Origin of the sequence: Streptomyces albospinus (genome assembly GCF_014648695.1) — a bacterium.
GTDB classification, from domain to species: domain Bacteria; phylum Actinomycetota; class Actinomycetes; order Streptomycetales; family Streptomycetaceae; genus Streptomyces; species Streptomyces albospinus.
The window spans coordinates 61,766-81,522 of the sequence record NZ_BMRP01000017.1 but is presented as its reverse complement, the minus strand read 5'-3'; the positions used below and the strand labels follow the sequence as shown (position 1 = coordinate 81,522).

The window sequence follows — 19,757 nt, the reverse complement described above, 5'->3', positions numbered from 1 at the left end:
CTCACATTGCCAACGAGAATTCTGCTCGAAGGACGTCCCGGCTCGGGCAAGACGACCGTTATCCGCCGACTGGCCGCACTCCTGCGCACCCGTAGGGCTGTCGGCTTCACCACGGAGGAGATCCGGCAAGGCGGCACCCGGGTCGGTTTCGCATTGGAAACACTGGGGGGCGGCCCGCGAGCAGTGCTCGCCCATGTCGACTTCCCGGGGCCACCGCGGGTGGGCCGGTACGGCGTCGACCTGGGAGTCATGAAGCGGCTAGCATGGCCGCCGCTCAGGTCGACGGCAGCGGATCCGGCTCCTGGGGAACTCGTGCTGATCGACGAGCTCGGGCGTATGGAGCTGACGTGCACGGCGTTCCGGGACACAGTCCGCTCCCTGTTCGAGTCCGACATCGACATCGTCGCCACGGTCCACGCCAAGAGTGACCCGTTCACCGACGCCCTCAAGCGGCGCGCGGACATCGAACTCGTCCAGGTGACCCGGGCAAACCGGGACACACTCCCTGCCGATCTGGCAGCACGGCTGGAAAGCCGATGACGACCGCCATCTGCGCACAGGCCCCGGCCGCGAAGCTGCCGGGGCCTGAGACCACCGTCCGCGCTCAACCCAGCGCGCCCCGTTCCCACGGGCCGAGGCGCTGACCAGCACCGTAAAGGGCTGGACACCGGCAACCGTGCCGGTTATGGCTGGTTGAACAGAGACATGGAGACGATGCCGATGCTCAGCAAGAAACTTCAGGCCCCGAGAACCGTCCCGCCCGAGACGGCATCCGGCGATGACCCGCTGCTGCGGCTTCAGCAGGAGACGCAGCCCGCGGGCGGGAACATCGGTCTGCGCGGCCACCACACACCCCGAGGAAATCCGCATCACAGGCATTACCGTCATGTGCTCCCAGCGCGGCGCCCGGCGCGACTGGATGGTCATCTGCGACCGCAACGAGATCAGCATCCGCTGCCGCTGCGCGCACCAGTGGGTCGAGCGCGAACTGACCCGCGCGGACTACATGGCAATGATCGGCGAAGGCATCGGCCAGGACTACCCGAGCCTGGAGGCCGCAGCCCAGGCCGCTGGATACGACGGCACACTGGCCGGCACCTATCTCGCTGAGCCCCGTGCGGACTGAGTAGGGCTGGGCAGACGCAGTAGCCGCTGCTCCGCTTCCAGTCCCCGCCAGAGCATGCGTGAGGGCCCCACACCCCGGGATGTGGGGGGTGGGGCCCTCATTCGACGGACACGACTGCCTGCTCAGGTCAGCTGGCGGGCCCCTGCTTGCGGCGGCGCATCCACCAGGTGAGTGCTGCGCCGGTCGCGGCGAGCGCTGCGGCGATGCCCGCGATCAGGCCCACGGGGATGTTGTTTCCGGTGTGGGCGAGGTCGCCGTCGGGGTTCTTCGTCGCCGGCGGCTGGCTGTGGCCGCCGGCGGGTGTGGACGGGGTCGGCGCTGGAGTCGACGGGCTGTGCGTCGGTGTGGGCTTGCCGGTGTCCGTCGGTGTGGGCGTCGGGGTGGGGTCGCCACCGCTGCCTCCGCGTTCACCGTCGGCTCCCAGGAAGACCTGCTCGGTGTTGCGGTAGGTGGTCTCCGCCTGTGTGGAGGTCTTGGTGGTCTTGTCCAGGTCCTGGTGCTGAGCGTTGAACTGGGCGTGCGTGATGTTGCGCTTGGGGGCCTTGGAGAAGTCGACCCCGCCCATGGACAGGATCCACACCTTGCCGCCGTAGGTCCGCTTGAACTTGTAGTCGCCGTTCTTGAACGAGTAGACGTACTTGTCGTAGACGGTCTTCTTGTCCCAGTTCTGGTTCGGGGCGCGCAGCTTCCACTTGGAGATGTCGTTGCTGTTGATGATCTTGTGGAAGTCGGTGGGTTGGGTGGCGTCCGCGCGGCGCACGTGCTCGGCCGCGACGCGGGAGCGGTAGACGTAGCGCAGGTCGGCGTAGGACGGGTCGTTGTTGACGCGCCGTTCCAGCTCGGGCTGGATCACCGTCTTGATGAGGGTTTCGGCCTGCCGGGTCTGCGCCTCGTCGATCTTGCAGGTGTTCGGCGGTACGTCGGGGCCTGTCGGCACCTCCATGTTGACCTTGAGGGGTGCGTCGAGGATGTAGATGCCGCCGTCCTGTTCACGGACGGTGGCGGGCTTGGGGGTGATCCACTGGCGGATGATGGGCAGGCACGGCTGACCCTCCGCGGTGCGGGGAGCGGCCTGCCAGAAGCGTTCCCCGCGCTCGTACTTGTCGGGGTTCATCGCGTCGGCGTAGTCGTGCTTGAGGGTCAGGTCTGCTTCCAGCAGGATGCGGCCGGCGTCGGTCTTGGCGAACTCGCTGTCCAAGATGAGGTCCGGTCGGATGGGGTTGAGGTTGACCCAGAACTTGTCGGGGGTCAGGGCGAGCCAGGTGAAGAAGGCGTCGTCGGCCAGGTTGAGGCGGGCCTCGCCGCCGTAACCGGGCTTGGTGTCCGGGTCCTTGGCGTAGTCGGCCTTCAACGAGTACTTCATCCCCTGGCCCTTGACGGGCGTGGAGACGTAGTTGAGCTGCATCGTGGAGAAGTCGATGCCGCCGGGGCCGCGCATGAAGTAGCCGCCGCGGTTGCTCGCCTGGTACTGCTTCTGGATGCGGAAGGCTTCCTCGGGGGTCTTCCCCGAGCGCAGCGCCTCGTCCATGATCGGGGAGCGTCCGCCCCTGAGCGGGTCCGCGTTGAAGCGCGGGTCGTACTTGGTGTAGACGTTCGGCTTCTGTGGGCGCTCGATGGCGTTGGATCGGCGTTCGACGATGCCGGCCTGGGGCTCGTTGGTTCCTCGTGCCTTCTTCAGCTCTTCGTCGAAGGCTTTGATCTTTTTCTTGCTGGGGTCGTCGGTGGCCGCGCCGGTCAGGTACTGGAACTTGTCGTTGGGGCGCTGTTTGGCGAGTTGCCGGTCGGCCTTCATCTGGTCGTCTTCGACGTGGCCGTTCGACTTGATCTCGACGTTGCGGCTTTCGGCGCGGTTGCGGGCGTCCACGTACCGCTTCTGCGGCTTGCCGTCCTCGTCGGTGTACTGGAGGGTGTCCTCACACCACCAGTCCGGGCCGACCATGTTGTACTTCTTGACCATACGGGCCATGAACGCGTCACCGCGGGGCGGGCTTCCATGAGGTGCCAGCCAGCGGATGTCCATCCACCGGTTCCACTCCTTATATCCGGTAGGCGAGTTGTACTGGCGCTGGTAGCGCGCGTACATCTCCATGACCCGGTATTCGGGATCGCCGGTCTTCTCGAACTTCTTCTGCCATGACCTGTAGTCAGTTCCGGCCTTGTCGAGCTGGGCTTGGGTGGGTGCAAGGACGCCGTCAAAGTCCCTGGCCGGATTGACGTAGGTGTAGTTCTCGTCGGTCGGGTACGGGTCGTAGTCGCCGTTGAGTGGCGGCCCGGAGTTGGGCGGAGTGGTGCCGTAGCTGTGCCCGAGGTACTTCTCGTCGCAACGCTGTGGTTTGGCCGCGGCCTCGGCCTGGCCGATGTGGAGTCCGGGAAGTCCGGCAACGGTGATGGCGGCTGCTGCGCCGATGGCGAGCGTGAGGCGCCCCCGCAGGCGCGATGGACGGCCCGGCGGCCGTAATGTCGGGATGGTCACGTAGTCTCTCCCCCTGAGAAGCTCGTGCCAGACGCGCCGCGTAGGGCTTCCGAGTCGTCTCGAAAGAGCGCGGCGCCGGCGACTTGCCAACCTTAGACTCGTCCCCGCCTCAGAGGCGTGAGAAGCGGACGATTGTTTCGGCCAACAAGCCGTTGTGGTCGGATCGTTACTCTTCGAGCCAGGTCTCCTCCAGGTTCACGGCCACCTCTCGGGGACGCCGCACACGGAAGGTGGACAGCATCCCTTCGTGCCACCTGACGGGCATGACGGTGCGCAAGATGGCGTCTTCCAGCTCGCTCCAGGCCATGGTGCGGGGTTCTACGTCAGCGTTGAAGTCGACGTCTTCCAGGGCGTTGTGGGCGGCGAAGGCGTCGATGATGTCGTGGACGTTCCCGTCGACGGTCCATGGGTCTTCACCGGCCCATCCATCGGCCCACAGACGGGTTCCGTCGGGGTGAATGAAGAGGAAGCACCGGTAGCGGATGGAGAAGTCGACGGTGGCTGATCCGATGAGTGCCGCGTTGGGATGCAGCTTGGCCAGGGCTTCGGTGTGGTCGGCCAAGGGGGTGAACTCGCCGCGGTGCGCGAAGGCTGCATCTGTGATCTCGGCAACCGGTCCCCAGCAGCCGACTTGGATCTGTTCGAGATCGGCCCGCGTCTCGTGAGGGAACTCGTCGCCGGCGCGGCGGGATTCCAGCTCGGCGGTGATCTCCTCGACGGTGGTGAGGCTTGCGGCGATCTCACGAGCTCGGGCGTGGTCATGGGGAGGCAGAGAGCCGCATGCGCCGGGAAAGGGCCGCTCGATCATCGTCAGGCGAAACGTGCCGGTGTGGGCTGTGGGGGTGTCGGGGGGATAGTCCCAGATGTTGTCGTCAGTCATGGCAGCCCACGGTAGTGGCAGGCGCCAGCGGTGGGGTGGGGTTCATGCCCGCCGCGAAGCGGGCAGTTGAGGGTCCACTCTCCGGACGGAAGGGTGAGCCCCTCCTCTTGGTACCGCCGTAGGTCGGCGACCATCGACTGACGAGGAAGATTGGTCTGGGGCTGGTTTATCTGCGTGCTGCCCGAGGTTCCCCCGCATCCTCGCCCATCCCATCGGACTCATTCATCTAGGCGTTGCCGTCCTTGTCGGGCTTGAGCATGGTGTCCACGGTGAGCGCACCCGCCAGCGCCAGCGAGCGCAGGGGTTCGTCCATCGGACGCAGTACCTGGATGTAGTAGTAGTCCTGGCCACCGATGCCTTCCAGGATCACGTCGAGCAGCGTCCGGGCGATCCGGGCCACCGGCGTACCCGTGTGGTCGGTGATCGTAAAGCTGAAGTGGATCCAGTTCTCCGCTCGGATGTGCCCGACGGTGTGGCCGTTGGCCACCAGGTCGAAGCTGATCCGGCCGATCACTTCCTGCTGGACAATCTCGCCCACCGGCGACCCGTCCGGGCGGGCGACCGCCACCCGGGCCTTGAGGACCTTGGTACCTCGGCTCAGCACCAGGAACGGGACACCGGCCGCGTCCCGGATCTCGAACTTGCGGGAGAGGTAGCGGTCCATGCTGCTCATGAAGCGCAGCGCCTTGCGAGCGGCGTTCTGGCCGGTCTCAGCGACCGAACCGATCTGGTTGCCCTGCTGATCGCAGACCGCGTAACTGGTGCTGATGTCGACCCACTTGAAGTCCTGGTCGACCCTGAAGATCTCGGCCGACAGCAGGGCCTCGGGACCGCCGCCCGCCTGCTGATAGGCCGGCTGTGGCTGCGGGTACTGCGGTTGCGCGTACTGCTGCTGTTGAGCCGGCGCCGCCTGCGGGTACTGTTGCTGAGCCGGGACCTGCGGGTATTGCTGTTGCTGAGCCGGCGCCGCCTGGGCGTACTGCTCCTGCTGAGCCGGGGCCTGCGGGTACTGCTGCTGGGCGGGCGCCTGCGGCGGATACTGCTGCTGGGCCGGCGGTTGCGGATACGCGGGTGCCGGGGCGGCCGGCTGCGCGTACACCGGGGCCTGCGGCGCGGGCGGCGGCGACGCCTGGGTGTGTTCGGTCCAGCGATAGCCGTCCCACCAGCGCACAACCGGCGCACCGTACGGATCCTGATACCAGCCTGGGGGAACTGCTGTCTGCGTCACGCCGAGAGCCTAGCCGCCGCCACTGACACCGGGTACAGCGGGCACCACCCGTTCCCGCTCACGCGCCTTGACGGCACGTCAGCGGCGGCATCCGGCAGCGAAAGCGTCCCGGGGCAACGCGTCTAACGCCCGTCGGTGGGGGGAGCAAGCCCCGTTCCAACGCCGTCACGACGGCGGCGCTCCGGTCCGTCACCTTCAGTTTCCGGTAGGCGCGCCCGGACCGTCGATCATCACCGCCGCACCCGACGACGCCCTGTGGTTCACCGAATTCCGCGCCCATCGGATCGGCCGCATCACCACCACCGGACAGGCCGAATCATTCGCACTGCCCACACCGGACGCCGGGCCGTTCGGGATCGCGACCGGACCCGATGACGCACTGTGGTTCACCGAGGCCAGCGTCGACCGCATCGGCGGCATCACGACTGGTGGTCAGGTCACCGAAGCTCCCGCTCCCGCTCACGGGAGCCTTCCCCTCAGCCATCGCCGCCGGCCCCGACGGCAGGCTGTGGTTCACGATGAACCAGGCCAACGCGATCGGCACGATCGGAACCCGGCGGTGACATCGCCGTCCACCCGCTGCCCACCCCCGCCGCCGCCCCGGTCGGCATCACCGCAGGCGCCGATGACGCCATGTGGTTCGTTGAGATCGGCGCAGGCCAGATCGGGCGGATCGCCCCCCTTCCTCTCCTTCGACGTCGAGATACGCAAGGTCATCTGCAGCACGAACGCGATCGAGAACGTCAACGCCCGCATCCGCAAGGCCGTCCGCGCCCGCGGACATTTCCCCAACGAGGCCGCCGCCCTCAAGTGCATCTACATGGCGCTGATGAGCCTGGACCCGACGGGGAAGGGCCGCAAGCGGTGGACCATGCGCTGGAAGGCACCCCTCAACGCGTTCCAGATCGCCTTCGAGGGCCGCCTGACCCCGAGCAACAACTGACCACTCAACAAACAAGATCAGCTGTTAAATTGACACACCCGGTCGGCCATGGACGTCAACCCCCTCTGACAGCTGGGCCATTCAGTCCAGGAAGGGAGCGGCTTGACGCGATGCACTTGAGCGCTTCGATCGGGAGCCGCCGCCAACTGCGCGTCGATCGCCAGCAGGAAGCTGACATTCCGATACCGACTACCCGGGCCGCATCGTTGCCGTGGCGCTGGCACAGACGGGGTGGGTGCGGGCGGCATAGGAGCGGGCGGCCACGATGAGGCCGATGCCCAGACCGGCGAATGCCAGGCCGCCGAACTCGACAAACCAGGTGATCCCCGAGCTGGTGGTGAACGGCGGGTCCGGCTTGATCTTGGGCAGCACACCGGCAGCCATGAGCGGGGCCATGATGAGGAGGGCGGCCCCGTACATCGCCAGTGGGATACCGGTCAGCCAGGCTGGAATCAACGGCAGCAGGCGCGGGACCCGTCGTCCGGACAAGAACAGCGTCCAGCGGGGGAACACCTGCCCCCACACGTACAGCAGCCCCAGCAGCAGGAAGATCCCGACCATCGCGGCCAGCACGGTCACGTCGATCCCCGCCGACGCGGTTGCCTTCGACGGCCCCGACGCGCTGGCGATCGACGTCCTCTGCCAATCATCGCCCGCGACGCCGAGCGCGTTGCCGCCCAGCGTCCAGATGGTCTTGGTTCCCGCCCACGGCAGCAGTCCGCACATGAGCAGGTACACCGCGATGCGGGTCCGCCTCGGGGTTCGGGAGGCGGCTGGGTGGGCAAGCGGGCCGTCGCTGGTGCCGGCGTGCGGCCGCCCGCATCGCGGGCAGTCTCCGCGCAGCCGTCGGCGGTACGACAATCCGACGAGGAGCAGGAGGGCGGCGCCGGCCGTGTTCAGCAGCACCTGGGCCAGCCCGGTGGCGCTCTCGATCCCCGAGAGCGTCGCAATCGTCACGAAATAGATCGGCAGCCCGTTCATTCCCACGACGAAGACCGGGAGCGCCACGATCAGTGCCGTCGCCACCACAACCCGGCCGAGCTTGGCGAGCGTTCGGGTGCTGGCCAGGCAGGCGCCGCCGGCCAGGAGCGCGAGGGCCGCCAGGAAGAGCTGGACCCTTGGCGCGTACGCGGAGTGCTCCTTCCATTGCACGGTGGTGCCCGTCACCGCCCAGGTGACCTCGACAGCGGCGTACAACACGCCCCAGGATGCGGCTGCCACGGGCGCCCACACGGGCCACCGCCGCCACCACAACATCCGCCGTGGGCTTACGGCCGGTGGCCCAGGAACGCCGCCTACCTCCGAGTTCGCAGGAACAACCACCGTGACCCCCGTATATCCGGATTGCCGACACTCCAAGACTCCCCGTCACCCGCGCTGATCACATCCATCCCACGGATCATCCGGCCTCCCCCGCGCGGGGGGAGGCCGGATCGTGAGCGTCAATCCGTCAGGTAGCCATGAGAGAGCAACCGACCCGAACACTGAGGAATACTCCGCAGATCGAAAAACCCCACTGCACCAGTTGAAGCGCACCCCCAAGGCGCCCTGACCCAGGACGACTTCACCCTCGCTGGCCCCGAGGAATGAGAACAGCACACCCGGGCAGACCGGGCCCGAACACAGAACAAGGTGGTTGCGCCATCGAAAACCCGATGACGCAAGCACCCTTGACTTCTACTCAGCCCGCTTCGGCGCTCTGCCGGATGAGGTCACCGGCTGGTGCGAGATCCTCACCCGATCTGATCCGCACCTCGACGCCATCCTTGATCCCGAGGCAGCCCAGACCGCGTACGTCCCGGGAGAAGCCCTCCTCCAGCTCCACCGCATCCGGGTCCAACCTCAGGTTGACCACGAGCATTCGGTTCCGCGGCTGGACGCGCACTGTGGCGACATTTTTGATCCGCCGGTACGCGATGTAGTGCAGCAGCGGCTCTTTCCGAACATCCTCGTGCGACAGGAGCACCTCGTCGAGGCCCGCGTACAGATCCTGGAGATCCGGCGGCGACTCGTCGAGGTACTGCTGCACCGACTTCGGCGAAGCCGCACTGGAGACTTGGGTCGCGATGGGTGCCTTTCCCCGAGCCGGAGCCGCAGCGCCAGCAACGGAGGCCACCAGCTGCAGCGTCAGCACATCGTCGAAGACCCGATAACTCACCAGGTCGATACGACGGCCGATCATCTCGATCGCAACCGTGTCATGGTGAGTGAAGTCCCCGGCGATGCAGACGAGTCGGGGATTGCTCCAGTCGATCGCCTCGGCCGCTTCGGTGCCGAGCTTCTCCTTGACCAGGTTCTCGAACTCATGGTGATGGTCATGGAGCCACGACAGATACGACAGCGCCTGATTCGTCACATTCTGGTCGCGGGAGCGCTTGTACTCCACGATGACCGGCGTCCCGTTCTCGTCCAGGCCCAGGGAGTCGATCCGGCCCCGGTGCCGGCCCGTCGCGTACTCACTCACCAGGAAGCGGATGCCCAGCATCGCCTCCATGCTGCCCTCGATCAGCGACTGCAAATGACGCTCCAGCGCCACGGACGAGCCCGGAATCTCCGCAGCCTGCCCGCCGCTCACCCTGAACGCCTTCAGGCTGCTCATAGGCCTCCCCCGACTCCACCTCGATCACTGAGATCTAACAATCCGTCCCAGGAGGTATTTATTCCGGCAGAAGCTCGGAGTCGACGAGTATCACCCCCTGGTTGACTTCGCGTAGCGCGGCTTGGAAGACGCCCCCGGTCCCGTGCACCCTCGCCAGGACCTGGTGTTCGTCAACGGTGCAGCGACCAGCAAGGACTGGGCGGAACACCACTGGTGCGAACACCACGGTCGGCGTGAGGTAAGGCACCGCTCCCACCAGGTCGACTGGTCTGCCGAGAAAGAGCGATCTCCCGCCCCAGGCAGCTATGGCCCGGCGCCGTCATCGCCGGGAGGGTCCCGGACTGAGTGGCCCGGGGCAAGCCGCTAAAGGGACCACCCCCGCAGGTGTGGATAGCACAGAACTGCGACACAGAGTAGAGCAAGCCAGCACGGGCCACGCCTGTGGGGTGCGGGGATCACCAGGTCCAGAGTTCCACCGCTGTCATGACGAAGAGGCCGCCACAGGCGTGGGCACCACAAGGGCTGGCAGCCCCGGACACCTCACGTGGCTGGTGCACAGATGAGCATCCGGCGGACTGACGGTGCTTCGCGTCGCCGGAGAATGTGCCCGCTGGAGCCCTGCTCACTGGGATTGCTCAGGGACTTTTCAGGGACTTTCAGCTCTGTCCGAGGGACTTTTCAGGGACGTTCCGCCGCGTAAGCAGGGAAGGCCCTGACAGCGCTGAAAGAGACGAAAACGCTGGTCAGGACCTCTTCCCTCAGCACTCGATGATGTTCACCGCCAGCCCGCCCCGCGCCGTCTCCTTGTACTTGACGCGCATGTGGCCCTCATGCCCGCAGCAGGTTTAGCCTGAGCGGGCTCAAGTGGTCTATGCGCAAGGCGCCGCTATCGCTTCCGCGAGCTGCCCGTCTGCCGATGCCAAGACTCGGCATGCCCGTCCATGAGGTTCGGCCGGGATCTGCGATTAACCTTAAGCCGGCAACGGCAAGGAGGGATCGATGGACCGTCGATACGTAGGTATAAGCGACGCTGCGCAGTACCTCGACATGACGCCCCGATGGATGTACCGAAGAGTCTCGTCGGCACGGGATTCCGCGGTACTACTTCGGTGGCAAGCTGAAGTTCCGGATCGAAGATCTGGATCGGTGGGCGGAACAGCAGAGGGTCACCTGAAGGGGGCCGAGCGGATGCTCGGCCCCCTTCAGGCGTGTTAAAGGCCCTCGTTGAGAACCTTGGCGGCCCGGCCGATGGAGGCAGGCATGAGGTGTCGATAGATGCGGAACGTCATGCCGATGTTCTTGTGGCCATCCATTCGGCCACGTCCGTGATGGGGATGCCCTTGGAGAGGCAGTTGGACGCGAAGTAGTGGCGGAGAGAATACGGGTTGAGCTTCCGGGTGATGCCGGCCCTCTTCCTTGCTGCGTCCCACTGGTATTGCAGGGTGGTGTGAGCCCAGAAGGGGCTGCGCTGGGTGCGGAGAAGGTAGCCGTCCGGGTCTGCCCCGTGCTTCGCCTCGTACATCAGCAGCGACTCACGAACAGTTGCGGGCATCGGAACTTCCCGGAACTCGCCGGGTTTCCGGTGCTTGAGCTGTGCTTTTGCACGGCTCAAGCCGTCTATCTGCTCGGTGATGCGGTAGACGTCGTCGGCGACCATGCGGTTGATGTTCGCTGCGTACCCTTCGCCGTTATGGTGGCCGCAGCCGGACATGAGGTCGATGAGCAGGCGCAGCGCGTCGGATGCCACGTCCTTGAGGGCGTGGATCTCGTCGAGTGTGGGGATGGTGACCTGCCGAGGAATGTACTCGGGCGGCACGACGCCCTCGAAGAGGTCTTCGGAGATTGCACCCTTGCGTCGAGCGTCGAGGAGGATCTTCTTGAGGGTGTCGAACGCGTTCTGCTGCGTCGCGAGCCCTACGTCCCCCTCCTCCATCGACATGATGAAGTCCTCGACAACGGTCGAGGTGAAGGTGTTGATTCGACGTGACTCCAGTGCCGGGAGGATCTGGCCCTGGAGTAATGTATTGACGGTCCGGGTGCTTCCTGCCGTGTAATGGCGCTGCCGGGCCAGCCATGCCGACGCGTACTCACCGAAGCGCTGTTTTCCGAGCTCCCGTTTCAGCTCGGCCTGCTGCCGGGGAGTGTTGCGCTTTTCGTTGTAGATCTCGGTGAGGCGATCCAGGGCGCCCTGCTGTGTGGAATAGCCCGTCTCTTCACGCTGCCGGCCGGAAGCATCGCGGTAGCGGATGGCGTACGGGTGCGCGCATCGGCCTTGCCTGGTGCAGGAGCAGGTCTTGAAAGAGCTGCCCATCCCACGTATGAGTTTGGTCGCCAACGTGCATGTCTCCTGACTCATGCTGGGAATCTGCTGACCTCTGGGGCCTCAGCATGGTCCTGACCTGCGGCCGCACCAAACTAGGACACTTTGATCAGCATCTTCACGGGTACCTCCTGGTGAGACGGGCGAGCGGGGCCGGGGCCGGTCTGCTTCCGGGCCGGCCTCAGTCTCGCCGGTGCCCGGCCGTGGCGCGCAACGGCGCTCCGGTGCGGGCTCCGGCGGGACCGGACCGATGTGATGCCGACTTCCCTGACCAACGATCAGCCAATCGGGCGGGCCTGCCGCGAGACCGCTTGGGTGGGTCGGCTGCCGGGCCGGGGCGATATCCACTGGCGGCGCCCCAGTTGGCCGCGTTTAGGGTGCAGCTGACCAACTTCCCTCTGCGAAAAGGGCGTTACATGCCGATCGCACGCAGATCCCTCCTGACCGGTTCGACGGTGGCCGCGGCTGCCACCGCCCTCGGCGCCGCGGGGAGCGCCGAGGCCGCCGGCCCGGCACGGCCCGCGCAGGTCCCCCTGCTCCCGCGCACACCGGGCCGCCTCGGCGTACCCGGCGTCACCGGGCTGCACCTCCAGTTCGGCGCCGACCCCGCCACCGAGATGACGGTCTCCTGGATCAGCCCCCGCTCCGTACGCCGCCCGCAGGTGCGCCTCGGCTCCCCGGACGGAGGCGCCGGCAGCGTGGTCGACGCCGAGACCCGCACCTACCGCGACGGACTGACCCGCGAGGAGGTCCACGTCCACCACGCCCGCCTCACCGGGCTGCGGCCGGACACCACCTACCTCTACTCGGCCGGGCACGACGGCGCCGCGCCGGAGACCGGCGCGTTCACCACGGCGCCGCGCGGGCGCACCGCGTTCACGTTCACCAGCTTCGGCGACCAGGGCGCGCCCAATCTGCGCCGGGCCGTCACCTGGCCGGCGGGCGGCGCCCCGTCTCCCTCGGGGCGCTTTCCGCTCTACACCAGCAGCCAGGCCGGCTCGCCCGCCTCCGCCGACATCGTGGCCGCGGTGGAACGGGTCGGACCGCTGTTCAACCTGGTCAACGGCGACCTGTGCTACGCCTCCGCGGCCGGCGTCTTCGGCCAGAACCGCGTCGCGACCTGGGCGGACTGGTTCATCGGCAACAGCCGGTCGACGCGGCTGCGCCCGTGGATGCCGTGCGTCGGCAACGGAGAGAACGAGAAGGGCAACGGCCCCCTGGGACTGACCGGCTACCAGACCTATTTCACCCTGCCCGGACCGACGGGCACCGACCCCGAGACCCAGGGCCTGTGGTACGCCTTCACGGTCGGCGCGGTCCGCTTCATCAGCCTGGCCAATGACGACGTGGCGATCCAGGACACCGGCGACACCTATGTGCACGGCTACTCAGGCGGCGCGCAACGACGCTGGCTGGAGCGGGAGTTGAAGGCCGCACGCGGCAGCGCGGGCATCGACTGGATCGTCGTCTTCATGCACCACCCGATGATCTCCAGCAGTCGCAGCGGCAGCGGCAGCGACCTCGGGATCCGCACGGCATGGGGCCCGCTCTTCGACGCGTACGGGGTCGATCTGGTGCTCTGCGGCCACGAGCACTACTACGAGCGCTCGCTGCCGCTCCGCGGCGCCCTGCCGAACGAGGCCCGTACCCCGGTCCCGGTGTCCACCAGGACCGATGTCGCGGACACCGCCAAGGGCACGGTCCACATGATCATCGGAGGCGGCGGCAACTTCGCGACCACCCAGGACAACCTGTTCCAGGAGCCCAAGGGGCGCGTCGTGGTCGACCTGAGCAAGGAGACCGAGGGCCGCCACCGCAAGGCGGTCTTCGTCACCGAGGACGCCCCCTGGCGCGCCGTCCAGGACCGCGTCCACACCCACGGTTTCGCCGCCTTCGACGTCGACCCGGGCGACCGCCGCACCGGCCGCACCCGTATCCACGTCACGTACTACACCTTCGACGGCCCCTACGGAGACCTGACCCCCGTCGACACGTTCACCCTGGAACGCCCCCGCGGGGACGCCCGTCACTGAGCAACCGTCACTGCGCAACAGCGCCTTCCTGCACGGGCGGTGCCGCGGCATCCGGCTCGGGTTGCTCACCGGGTGCCTCGGCGATGACGGTCGAGGGGCCGGTGATGCTCTTGGTGGCCAGATAGCCGGAGCCCCAGGTGATGGCGACGGCCAGCACGGGGGCGTCGGTCAGCCGGCCGCGGTGCGACGAGCGGGCACGAGTCATGGAGGTTCCCAACGGGCGAAGCTGCTCACCATGTGGACGGGCCCCTGCCGTCCGTCCCCGCCACACAGGAGCGTGGCCACGAGGGTGCGGGTGGACGTGGGCCGGCTCCCCGCAGGACCGGCGGCGTACGGGACGGGCGGACGGTGCGCGACCATCGCGCCCCTCGGTGCTCCGGTGCCGGCACGAGCCGGACCGTCGGCTGCCGCGGCGGCTGTGTGCCATGACCGCATGGCTGCCGCGGTGCCGGCCCTCGTGAGCCGCGCCGGACGGCGCCGCTACACCGCGGAGTGGAAGAGCGCCGCCGCCTCGCCGCGCGAACCGACGCCCAGCTTGGTCAGGATGTTGGCGACATGGAACTTCACCGTGGACTGGCTGATGTGCAGCTCCTCGGCGATCACGCGGTTGCGGTGGCCCAGCGCGAGATGCGCCAGCACCTCCAACTCCCGCTCGCCCAGGCTGGTCAGCGGGTCGGGCGCCGGATCCCGGAAGGCGGCCAGCGGGATGGTCGCGGTGACCGTGGAGCCCCATCCGGGGACCGCGTCGACGTCCAGCCGGCCGTCCAGGACGTCGAGCCGTTCCCTGACCCGGCCGGGGGTGAGGGCGTGCGCGGTGAGGGTGCCGGGGCCGTCGTCCCGTACGGTCGCGCGCAGTTCGCCGTCGGTGAGCTGCCAGCCGACGTGGACCCGGCTCACCGCGTCCTGCGCCAGCGCTTCCAGCAGCACCGTCCGCACGACGGCCCGGGCGGTGTGGGCGACATCGGCGGCCAGGCTGCGGGCGGAGTCGGGCGCACCGAACTCCAGCCGCACCGGGCTGTAACGCACCAGTGGCCGCAGCGAGTCGGCGAGCCGGGCGAACGCCTGGCCGGCCGGCTCCTCGGCGATCTCCCGGTCGCGCTCGGCCTCCGCACGCAGCTCCACCAGCGCCGAGGCGGCCAGATCGGTGGCGGTGGCGCGGGCCGCCGCGTCGTCCAGGCTGCGGCTGCGCAGCACGCCCAGCAGACCAGTGAGGACGGCCGAATACGCCTCGCCCAGCTCGGCGATGACCCGCGCACGGGTCCCGGCGGCGGTCCGTGAGCGGGCCAGCGCACCGGGCATCGCCTCCGCCGCCAGCCGGTCGAAGTGGCTGGTCACGATGTCCCAGAGGGCCTGCACGACGGCGGTGACGGTGTCATCGAGGGGCGGCGCGGGGGCACCGTCCGGCGCCGTCCGTACCAAGAGGAGTACGGCGCCCCTGGGGGTGGCGTGGCTGGTGACGGCGAGTACGGCGCGCTCGGCGCCGGCGAGCGGGAGGGTGCCCTGCCAGGGCCGGCCGGGCACGCCCGAGGCGAGCAGCGGGGTCAGATCGGCGGTGGAGAGCCGGCCGGTGATCTCCGGATCGCCGGACGTCTTGAACGGTGAGTGGGCGCAGTGCGTGGAGAGTTCGGCCGCCGCGTGGTGCGGGACCAGCCCGGCCAGCACCCCGGACAGCCGGGGCAGGATCTCGCCCAGGGGCGCGCGGATCACCTCGTGGGCGGCGGTCAGGGCGGGCAGCGGGCCGGTCAGCTCCATGCGGCTCAGCGTAGTCACCGGGCGGCGTGCGGGACCTGGCCTTTCGGCCAGGTGGGACTGGTCCGACGACCGGCCGCGGCACCGCGTGCCGCGGGGCAGGCTGAAGCCGTCCGACCCATCAACTCAACGCCTCATGCAGGGCAACGGGGAGATCGATATGCGAGCGATTGTGTACCGCGAGTTCGGCGGCGCGGAGGTGCTGTCCCACGAAGACGCCGGCAAGCCGGAGCCGGCGGCGGGCGAGGTCCGGGTCAAGGTGGTCGCCGTGGGCGTCAACCCGCTCGACCACAAGCGGCGTTACGGCTGGGTCGAGCAGTACTACCCGACGACCTTCCCCGCCGTCCCGGGCCTGGAGTTCGCCGGCGTCGTGGACGCGCTCGGCGCCGACGCCACCGGATTCGCCGTGGGCGACGAGGTGTTCGGCTGGACGAGGACCGGTGCGTACGCCGAGTACGCCATCGCCGCGGAGATCGCACCCAAGCCCGCCGGGCTGAGCTTCGAGGCCGCCGCCACACTGCCGGTCGCCGGCGAGACCGCCCAGCGGGTCCTCGACGAACTCGGCCTGAAGAGCGGCGAGACGCTGCTGCTGCACGGCGCGGCGGGCGCGGTCGGCCAGGTCGCCGTCCAGCTCGCGGTGGCCGCCGGTGCCACCGTGATCGGCACCGCCTCCCCGGCCAACCACGACTTCCTGCGCACCCTGGGCGCGACCCCCGTGGCGTACGGGGAGGGCCTGGCGGAGCGGGTCCGCACGGCCGCTCCGCAGGGTGTCGACGCGGTCTTCGACGCGGCCGGCAAGGACGTGCTCCCCGTCTCGGTCGCGCTGCGCGGCGGTAGCACCGACCGCATCGTCACCATCGCCGACATGAAGGCCGCCGAGCACGGCATCCCCTTCTCCGCGGGCGGTACGCCGCCGGAGAAGATGGTGGAGGGGCTGGCCCGGCACGCCCGGCTCGCGGTCGAGGGCAGGCTGGCGGTGGCGGTCGCCGGCACCTTCCCGCTCGCCGAGGCCGCCGCCGCGCAGCAGGTCAGCGAGGCGGGGCACGCACGCGGCAAGCTGATCCTCACGGTCTGAGCCGCCGCCGGCGGGCCGGTGCGGGGAGCCGCGGCCCCGCTCCGTGCCCCAACCGGTCCCTCCCGGCGGGCAGTCGCGGGGCCGCGGCACCGTCCGGATGCCCGTACGGTGCCGCGGTCCTACGCTCGGTGTATGCGGGGATGCCGCGCACCGTGGCGACCCGCGGCGCCGCGCAGGGCCGCCGGGGGAGGGCGGAGTGTGCGCGGAGCCGTCGCCGTGCTGGCGGTGTGCGCCCTGGTCGGTGGCCTGACGGGGGTCGTCGCCCCGGCGCCGGCCGATGGTGCGACGCCGGTTGCGGCCCCGCCGCCCGGCCTGGCGCGCTTCTACGAGCAGCGGCCGGCCTGGGAGCCGTGCCCGCGCGATGTGCTGCGGTCCGGCTCGTCCGGCCGGGACGCACCGCCGCCCGGCCCCGCGGACCGCTTCCAGTGCGCCCGGCTGGAGGTGCCCCGCGACTACGGCCATCCCGAGGAGGCCACGCTCCGTGTCCAGCTGATCCGGCTGGCCGCGACCGGCCCCGGCAAGCGGCTGGGGTCGCTGGTCATCAACCCGGGCGGCCCAGGTGATTCGGGCGTCAACTACCTTGTCGACAGTGCCGACACCTTCGCCCACCTCGGCCAGCGCTACGACCTGGTCAGCTTCGACCCGCGCGGTACCGGCCGCACCGACCCCATCTCCTGCGGCACCTCCTACACCCCGGCGACCGGCGGCGGCGCCGAGAGCCTCGGCGCGAGCGAGAAGCGCCTCAACGAGGCGTGCGGCCGGTACTCCGGCCCGCTGCTGCCCTGGGTCGGCACCCCCGACGTCGCCCGGGACATGGACGTGCTGCGCTCCGCCGTCCGCGACGCCAAGCTCAGCTACCTGGGGTTCTCGTACGGCACCCGGCTCGGCGCGGTCTACGCGCACGAATTCCCCCGCAACGTCGGGCGGATGGTCCTGGACAGCGTCGAGGACCCGACCAAGAACACCTGGCAGACCGCAGTGGCCCAGGCCCGCGGATTCCAGCGGGCAGTCGACGCCTTCGCCGCCGACTGCGTGCACGGCCGCGACTGCCCGCTGGGCAGAGACACCAAGGCGGCGCAGACCCAACTCACCGACTGGTACCACAAGTTGAGGGACAAGCCGATGCAGACGCAGGGGACGACGGTCGACGCCACGACCTATGTCTACGCCCTCCGGGAGTCCCTCTACAGCAGGGACAACTGGCCCGCGCTGCGCCAGGCGCTGGCCGGGCTCCGGAACGGCGACGGATCGGGCATCCTGAACCTGAGCCGCAGCGGGAGCGGCAGCGGCACGGGACGCACCCGGCGCAGCGCGACCGGCCAGCTGCCCTCCCAGGACCAGCTGGCCCTGCGGGCGATCAGCTGCCGCGACACCTCCGAACGCTACGGCCCCGCCGACTACCCGCGCGCCGAGCGCGAACTCACCCAGGCGTCCCCGCTGTTCGGCCCGGACATCGCCCCGACCCTGCTGGACTGCTACGGCTGGCCCGTCGCGGGCGACGACTCCTCCCGCCACGTCGCGGCACCGGACGCACCGCCCCTGCTCCTCGTCGCCACCACCGACGACCCGGCCACGCCGTACGAGGGCGCCGCGAACATGGCCCGCGCGCTGGGGAACACCAGCCCGGTGCTGACGTACCACGGCGAGGGGCACGCCGCGTACACCTCCGGAAACCCCTGCGTCCTTCGGAACGTGGACGGCTTCCTCATGGACGGCGTGCTGCCGGTCGGCGGCTCGGGCTGCCGCTGACGGCCGTCCCGCGGCCGGAGCCCGCAGGAGCCCGCAGTGCATCGCCCGGCGGGGCCCCCGCTCAGCCCGCCCGCCGTCCGCGCCCGGCGCCCGCGGCCTTCTTCGCCACAGCCGCCGGCTTCGCGTCCTTGGCGCCCGAAGCCGTCCTCGCCGCGGTCTTCTTCGCGGCGGCGGTCTTCTGCGCCGCGCCCTTGCGCGCCGCGGACCTCTTCGCCGCGGTCTTCTTCGCCGTCCCCCCGGTTCCCGCCTTTTCGCCGTCCGCCGCCTCACCGCGGGACTCCTTCGCCGCCCGGACGCTGTCCTGGAGGGCCGCCATCAGGTCCATCACCTGGCCGGCGGGCCGATCCTCGCCGGCCGCGAACTCCGGTGCGCGATGGGCGAGCTTGGCAGACACGATCTCCTCCAGCGCCTCGCGGTAGTGATCGTGCACATCGTCCTCGGACAGCTCGCCGAAGGAGTCCATCAGGGTCTCGGCGGCCCGCACCTCGTTGGCGGCGACCCTCACCTCCCGCTCCGGCAGCACGCCGTCCATCGGGCGGATCTGATGCGGCCACAGCAGCACCTGCATGACCAGCGCGCCCTCCACCGGCCGGATCATGGCCAGCGTCTCGCGGCCGTGCAGCGCGATCTTGCCGAGCCCGACGCGCTGGTGCCGCTCCATGGCGTCCCGCAGCAGGACGTAGGGCTTGGCCGCGGCGGGGCCGTCGATGCCCAGGTAGTAGCCCTTGCCCATCTGGAGCGGGTCGATGTCGCCGCCGGCGACGAAGGCCAGGATGGTCAGGGTCTTCGCGGTCGGCAGCGGAAGGGCGCCGAGATCGTCGTCGGAGAGCGGTACGACGGTGTCGTCCTTTGTCCGGTAGCCCCGGCCGATCTCGTCCGGGGAGATCTCGACGCCTTCGCGCGAGCAGACCGGCTGGTTGCGCACCCGGCCGCCGTCCGCCGTATGGATCCGGACGAAGCTGACCGAGGCGGAGGTGTCCGTGGCGTTGTACGCGGCCACCGGGATCGTGACCAGGCCGAAGCTGATGGAGAACTTCGCCGTGGGGCGCATGGGAGCCGCCTTCATCGGTGCCGGGGCGGTGCGGACCGCTGCCGTTCCATGCTAGGTGGACCGGACGGCCGGCACCTCCCGTGGCACTCGGGCGGGGCACTCAGGCCGGCGCGTGGTGATCGGCCGCGCACAGCGCCCAGATGATGAAGACGTCGATGGCGACCAGCACCATCGCCCAGAACGGGTAGTGCGGAATCCACAGGAAGTTGGCCACCGCACTGAGGCCGGCCAGCACCACGCCGACCGTCCGCGCCCACATCGCACCGGTGGCGAGCAGCGCACAGCCCGCGAGGAGGATGACGATGCCCAGGATGAGGTGGATCACGCCCCAGCCGGTGAGGTCGAAGGAGAAGACGTAGTTCCGGGTGGCGACGAAGACCTTGTCCTTGAGGAGGGCGGAGATGCCCTGGAGGAAGGTCATCGCGCCGCCGAAGATCATCAGGACCGCGGCGAATGCCGTCCAGCCGGTGATCATGGCGTTCCGAGTACCCATGGGTCGCTCCCTCACGTGCGGAACCCGGCGACCCCCGA

15 protein-coding genes and 2 pseudogenes are annotated in these 19,757 nt (G+C 69.1%); 7 read left to right on the top strand and 10 right to left on the bottom strand.

Annotated elements, in window-relative coordinates:
* The first annotated feature begins 6 nt into the window (after positions 1-6).
* Both IEZ17_RS22925 and IEZ17_RS42690 read left to right on the top strand, forming a co-directional pair.
* The gene (locus tag IEZ17_RS22925) at positions 7-540 is read left to right on the top strand and encodes a nucleoside-triphosphatase (RefSeq protein WP_189303092.1); all 534 of its coding nucleotides are present in this window, start codon (positions 7-9) and stop codon (positions 538-540) included.
* 346 nt (positions 541-886) lie between these two features.
* Positions 887-1,126, top strand: a complete 240-nt coding sequence (locus tag IEZ17_RS42690) for a hypothetical protein (RefSeq protein WP_229852532.1) — start codon at positions 887-889, stop codon at positions 1,124-1,126.
* 127 nt (positions 1,127-1,253) lie between these two features.
* On the opposite strand, the gene IEZ17_RS22915 is transcribed toward IEZ17_RS42690, so the two are convergent.
* The 3 genes from IEZ17_RS22915 to IEZ17_RS22905 form a co-directional block, all read right to left on the bottom strand.
* Entirely contained in the window at positions 1,254-3,599 is a 2,346-nt protein-coding gene (locus tag IEZ17_RS22915; RefSeq protein ID WP_189303090.1) for a hypothetical protein, read from the bottom strand.
* 166 nt (positions 3,600-3,765) lie between these two features.
* Positions 3,766-4,479: a DUF6333 family protein gene (locus tag IEZ17_RS22910; RefSeq protein WP_189303088.1), complete on the bottom strand. Its 714-nt coding sequence runs from the start codon at positions 4,477-4,479 to the stop codon at positions 3,766-3,768.
* 226 nt (positions 4,480-4,705) lie between these two features.
* Positions 4,706-5,707, bottom strand: coding sequence for a phospholipid scramblase-related protein (locus IEZ17_RS22905; protein ID WP_189303086.1), 1,002 nt, complete (start codon positions 5,705-5,707; stop codon positions 4,706-4,708).
* A 157-nt stretch (positions 5,708-5,864) separates the two neighbouring features.
* Here IEZ17_RS22905 and IEZ17_RS44525 point away from each other — a divergent pair.
* Positions 5,865-6,382, top strand: a pseudogene (locus tag IEZ17_RS44525) (Vgb family protein); the annotation flags it as partial.
* 4 nt (positions 6,383-6,386) lie between these two features.
* Positions 6,387-6,650 (top strand): annotated as a pseudogene (locus tag IEZ17_RS22900) (transposase); the annotation flags it as partial.
* Positions 6,651-6,839: 189 nt separating this feature from the next.
* Here IEZ17_RS22900 and IEZ17_RS22895 read toward each other — a convergent pair.
* The 3 genes from IEZ17_RS22895 to IEZ17_RS22885 form a co-directional block, all read right to left on the bottom strand.
* Positions 6,840-7,871, bottom strand: a complete 1,032-nt coding sequence (locus tag IEZ17_RS22895) for a hypothetical protein (protein WP_229852531.1) — start codon at positions 7,869-7,871, stop codon at positions 6,840-6,842.
* A 460-nt stretch (positions 7,872-8,331) separates the two neighbouring features.
* Positions 8,332-9,249: a transporter gene (locus tag IEZ17_RS22890; protein WP_189303084.1), complete on the bottom strand. Its 918-nt coding sequence runs from the start codon at positions 9,247-9,249 to the stop codon at positions 8,332-8,334.
* Positions 9,250-10,534: 1,285 nt separating this feature from the next.
* Positions 10,535-11,584 carry a tyrosine-type recombinase/integrase gene (locus IEZ17_RS22885; RefSeq protein WP_229852530.1) on the bottom strand — a complete coding sequence of 350 codons (1,050 nt, stop codon included), beginning with the start codon at positions 11,582-11,584 and terminating at the stop codon, positions 10,535-10,537.
* A gap of 401 nt (positions 11,585-11,985) precedes the next feature.
* Between IEZ17_RS22885 and IEZ17_RS22880 the strand changes: the two genes are divergently transcribed.
* Positions 11,986-13,602: a purple acid phosphatase family protein gene (locus IEZ17_RS22880; RefSeq protein ID WP_189303082.1), complete on the top strand. Its 1,617-nt coding sequence runs from the start codon at positions 11,986-11,988 to the stop codon at positions 13,600-13,602.
* 7 nt (positions 13,603-13,609) lie between these two features.
* Here IEZ17_RS22880 and IEZ17_RS22875 read toward each other — a convergent pair whose 3' ends face one another.
* Together IEZ17_RS22875 and IEZ17_RS44215 are read right to left on the bottom strand one after the other, a co-directional pair.
* Positions 13,610-13,807, bottom strand: coding sequence for a hypothetical protein (locus IEZ17_RS22875; RefSeq protein ID WP_189303080.1), 198 nt, complete (start codon positions 13,805-13,807; stop codon positions 13,610-13,612).
* A gap of 275 nt (positions 13,808-14,082) precedes the next feature.
* The gene (locus tag IEZ17_RS44215) at positions 14,083-15,354 is read right to left on the bottom strand and encodes a helix-turn-helix transcriptional regulator (protein ID WP_189303078.1); all 1,272 of its coding nucleotides are present in this window, start codon (positions 15,352-15,354) and stop codon (positions 14,083-14,085) included.
* Positions 15,355-15,511: 157 nt separating this feature from the next.
* Here IEZ17_RS44215 and IEZ17_RS22865 point away from each other — a divergent pair, with 157 nt between their 5' ends.
* Both IEZ17_RS22865 and IEZ17_RS22860 read left to right on the top strand, forming a co-directional pair.
* Entirely contained in the window at positions 15,512-16,426 is a 915-nt protein-coding gene (locus IEZ17_RS22865) for an NADP-dependent oxidoreductase (protein ID WP_189303076.1), read from the top strand.
* 198 nt (positions 16,427-16,624) lie between these two features.
* Entirely contained in the window at positions 16,625-18,175 is a 1,551-nt protein-coding gene (locus IEZ17_RS22860) for an alpha/beta hydrolase (RefSeq protein ID WP_229852529.1), read from the top strand.
* A gap of 61 nt (positions 18,176-18,236) precedes the next feature.
* Here the strand turns inward: IEZ17_RS22860 and ku are convergent, their stop codons facing one another.
* Complete coding sequence (gene ku, locus IEZ17_RS22855) at positions 18,237-19,226, bottom strand: non-homologous end joining protein Ku (RefSeq protein WP_189303073.1); 990 nt, start codon at positions 19,224-19,226, stop codon at positions 18,237-18,239.
* A gap of 100 nt (positions 19,227-19,326) precedes the next feature.
* Positions 19,327-19,719 (bottom strand): DUF7144 family membrane protein, encoded by a 393-nt coding sequence (locus IEZ17_RS22850; protein ID WP_189303071.1) that lies wholly within the window; start codon positions 19,717-19,719, stop codon positions 19,327-19,329.
* Between the last annotated feature and the right edge of the window lie 38 nt (positions 19,720-19,757).

Excerpts from the sequence above, each read along its gene's own strand:
- IEZ17_RS22890 (WP_189303084.1), bottom strand. The coding sequence starts at position 9,249 with ATGAGCAGCCTGAAGGCGTTCAGGGTGAGCGGCGGGCAGGCTGCGGAG.
- IEZ17_RS22880 (WP_189303082.1), top strand. The coding sequence starts at position 11,986 with ATGCCGATCGCACGCAGATCCCTCCTGACCGGTTCGACGGTGGCCGCG.
- IEZ17_RS22875 (WP_189303080.1), bottom strand. The coding sequence starts at position 13,807 with ATGACTCGTGCCCGCTCGTCGCACCGCGGCCGGCTGACCGACGCCCCC.
- IEZ17_RS22910 (WP_189303088.1), bottom strand. The coding sequence starts at position 4,479 with ATGACTGACGACAACATCTGGGACTATCCCCCCGACACCCCCACAGCC.
- IEZ17_RS22850 (WP_189303071.1), bottom strand. The coding sequence starts at position 19,719 with ATGGGTACTCGGAACGCCATGATCACCGGCTGGACGGCATTCGCCGCG.
- IEZ17_RS22865 (WP_189303076.1), top strand. The coding sequence starts at position 15,512 with ATGCGAGCGATTGTGTACCGCGAGTTCGGCGGCGCGGAGGTGCTGTCC.
- ku (WP_189303073.1), bottom strand. The coding sequence starts at position 19,226 with ATGCGCCCCACGGCGAAGTTCTCCATCAGCTTCGGCCTGGTCACGATC.
- IEZ17_RS42690 (WP_229852532.1), top strand. The coding sequence starts at position 887 with ATGTGCTCCCAGCGCGGCGCCCGGCGCGACTGGATGGTCATCTGCGAC.
- IEZ17_RS44215 (WP_189303078.1), bottom strand. The coding sequence starts at position 15,354 with ATGGAGCTGACCGGCCCGCTGCCCGCCCTGACCGCCGCCCACGAGGTG.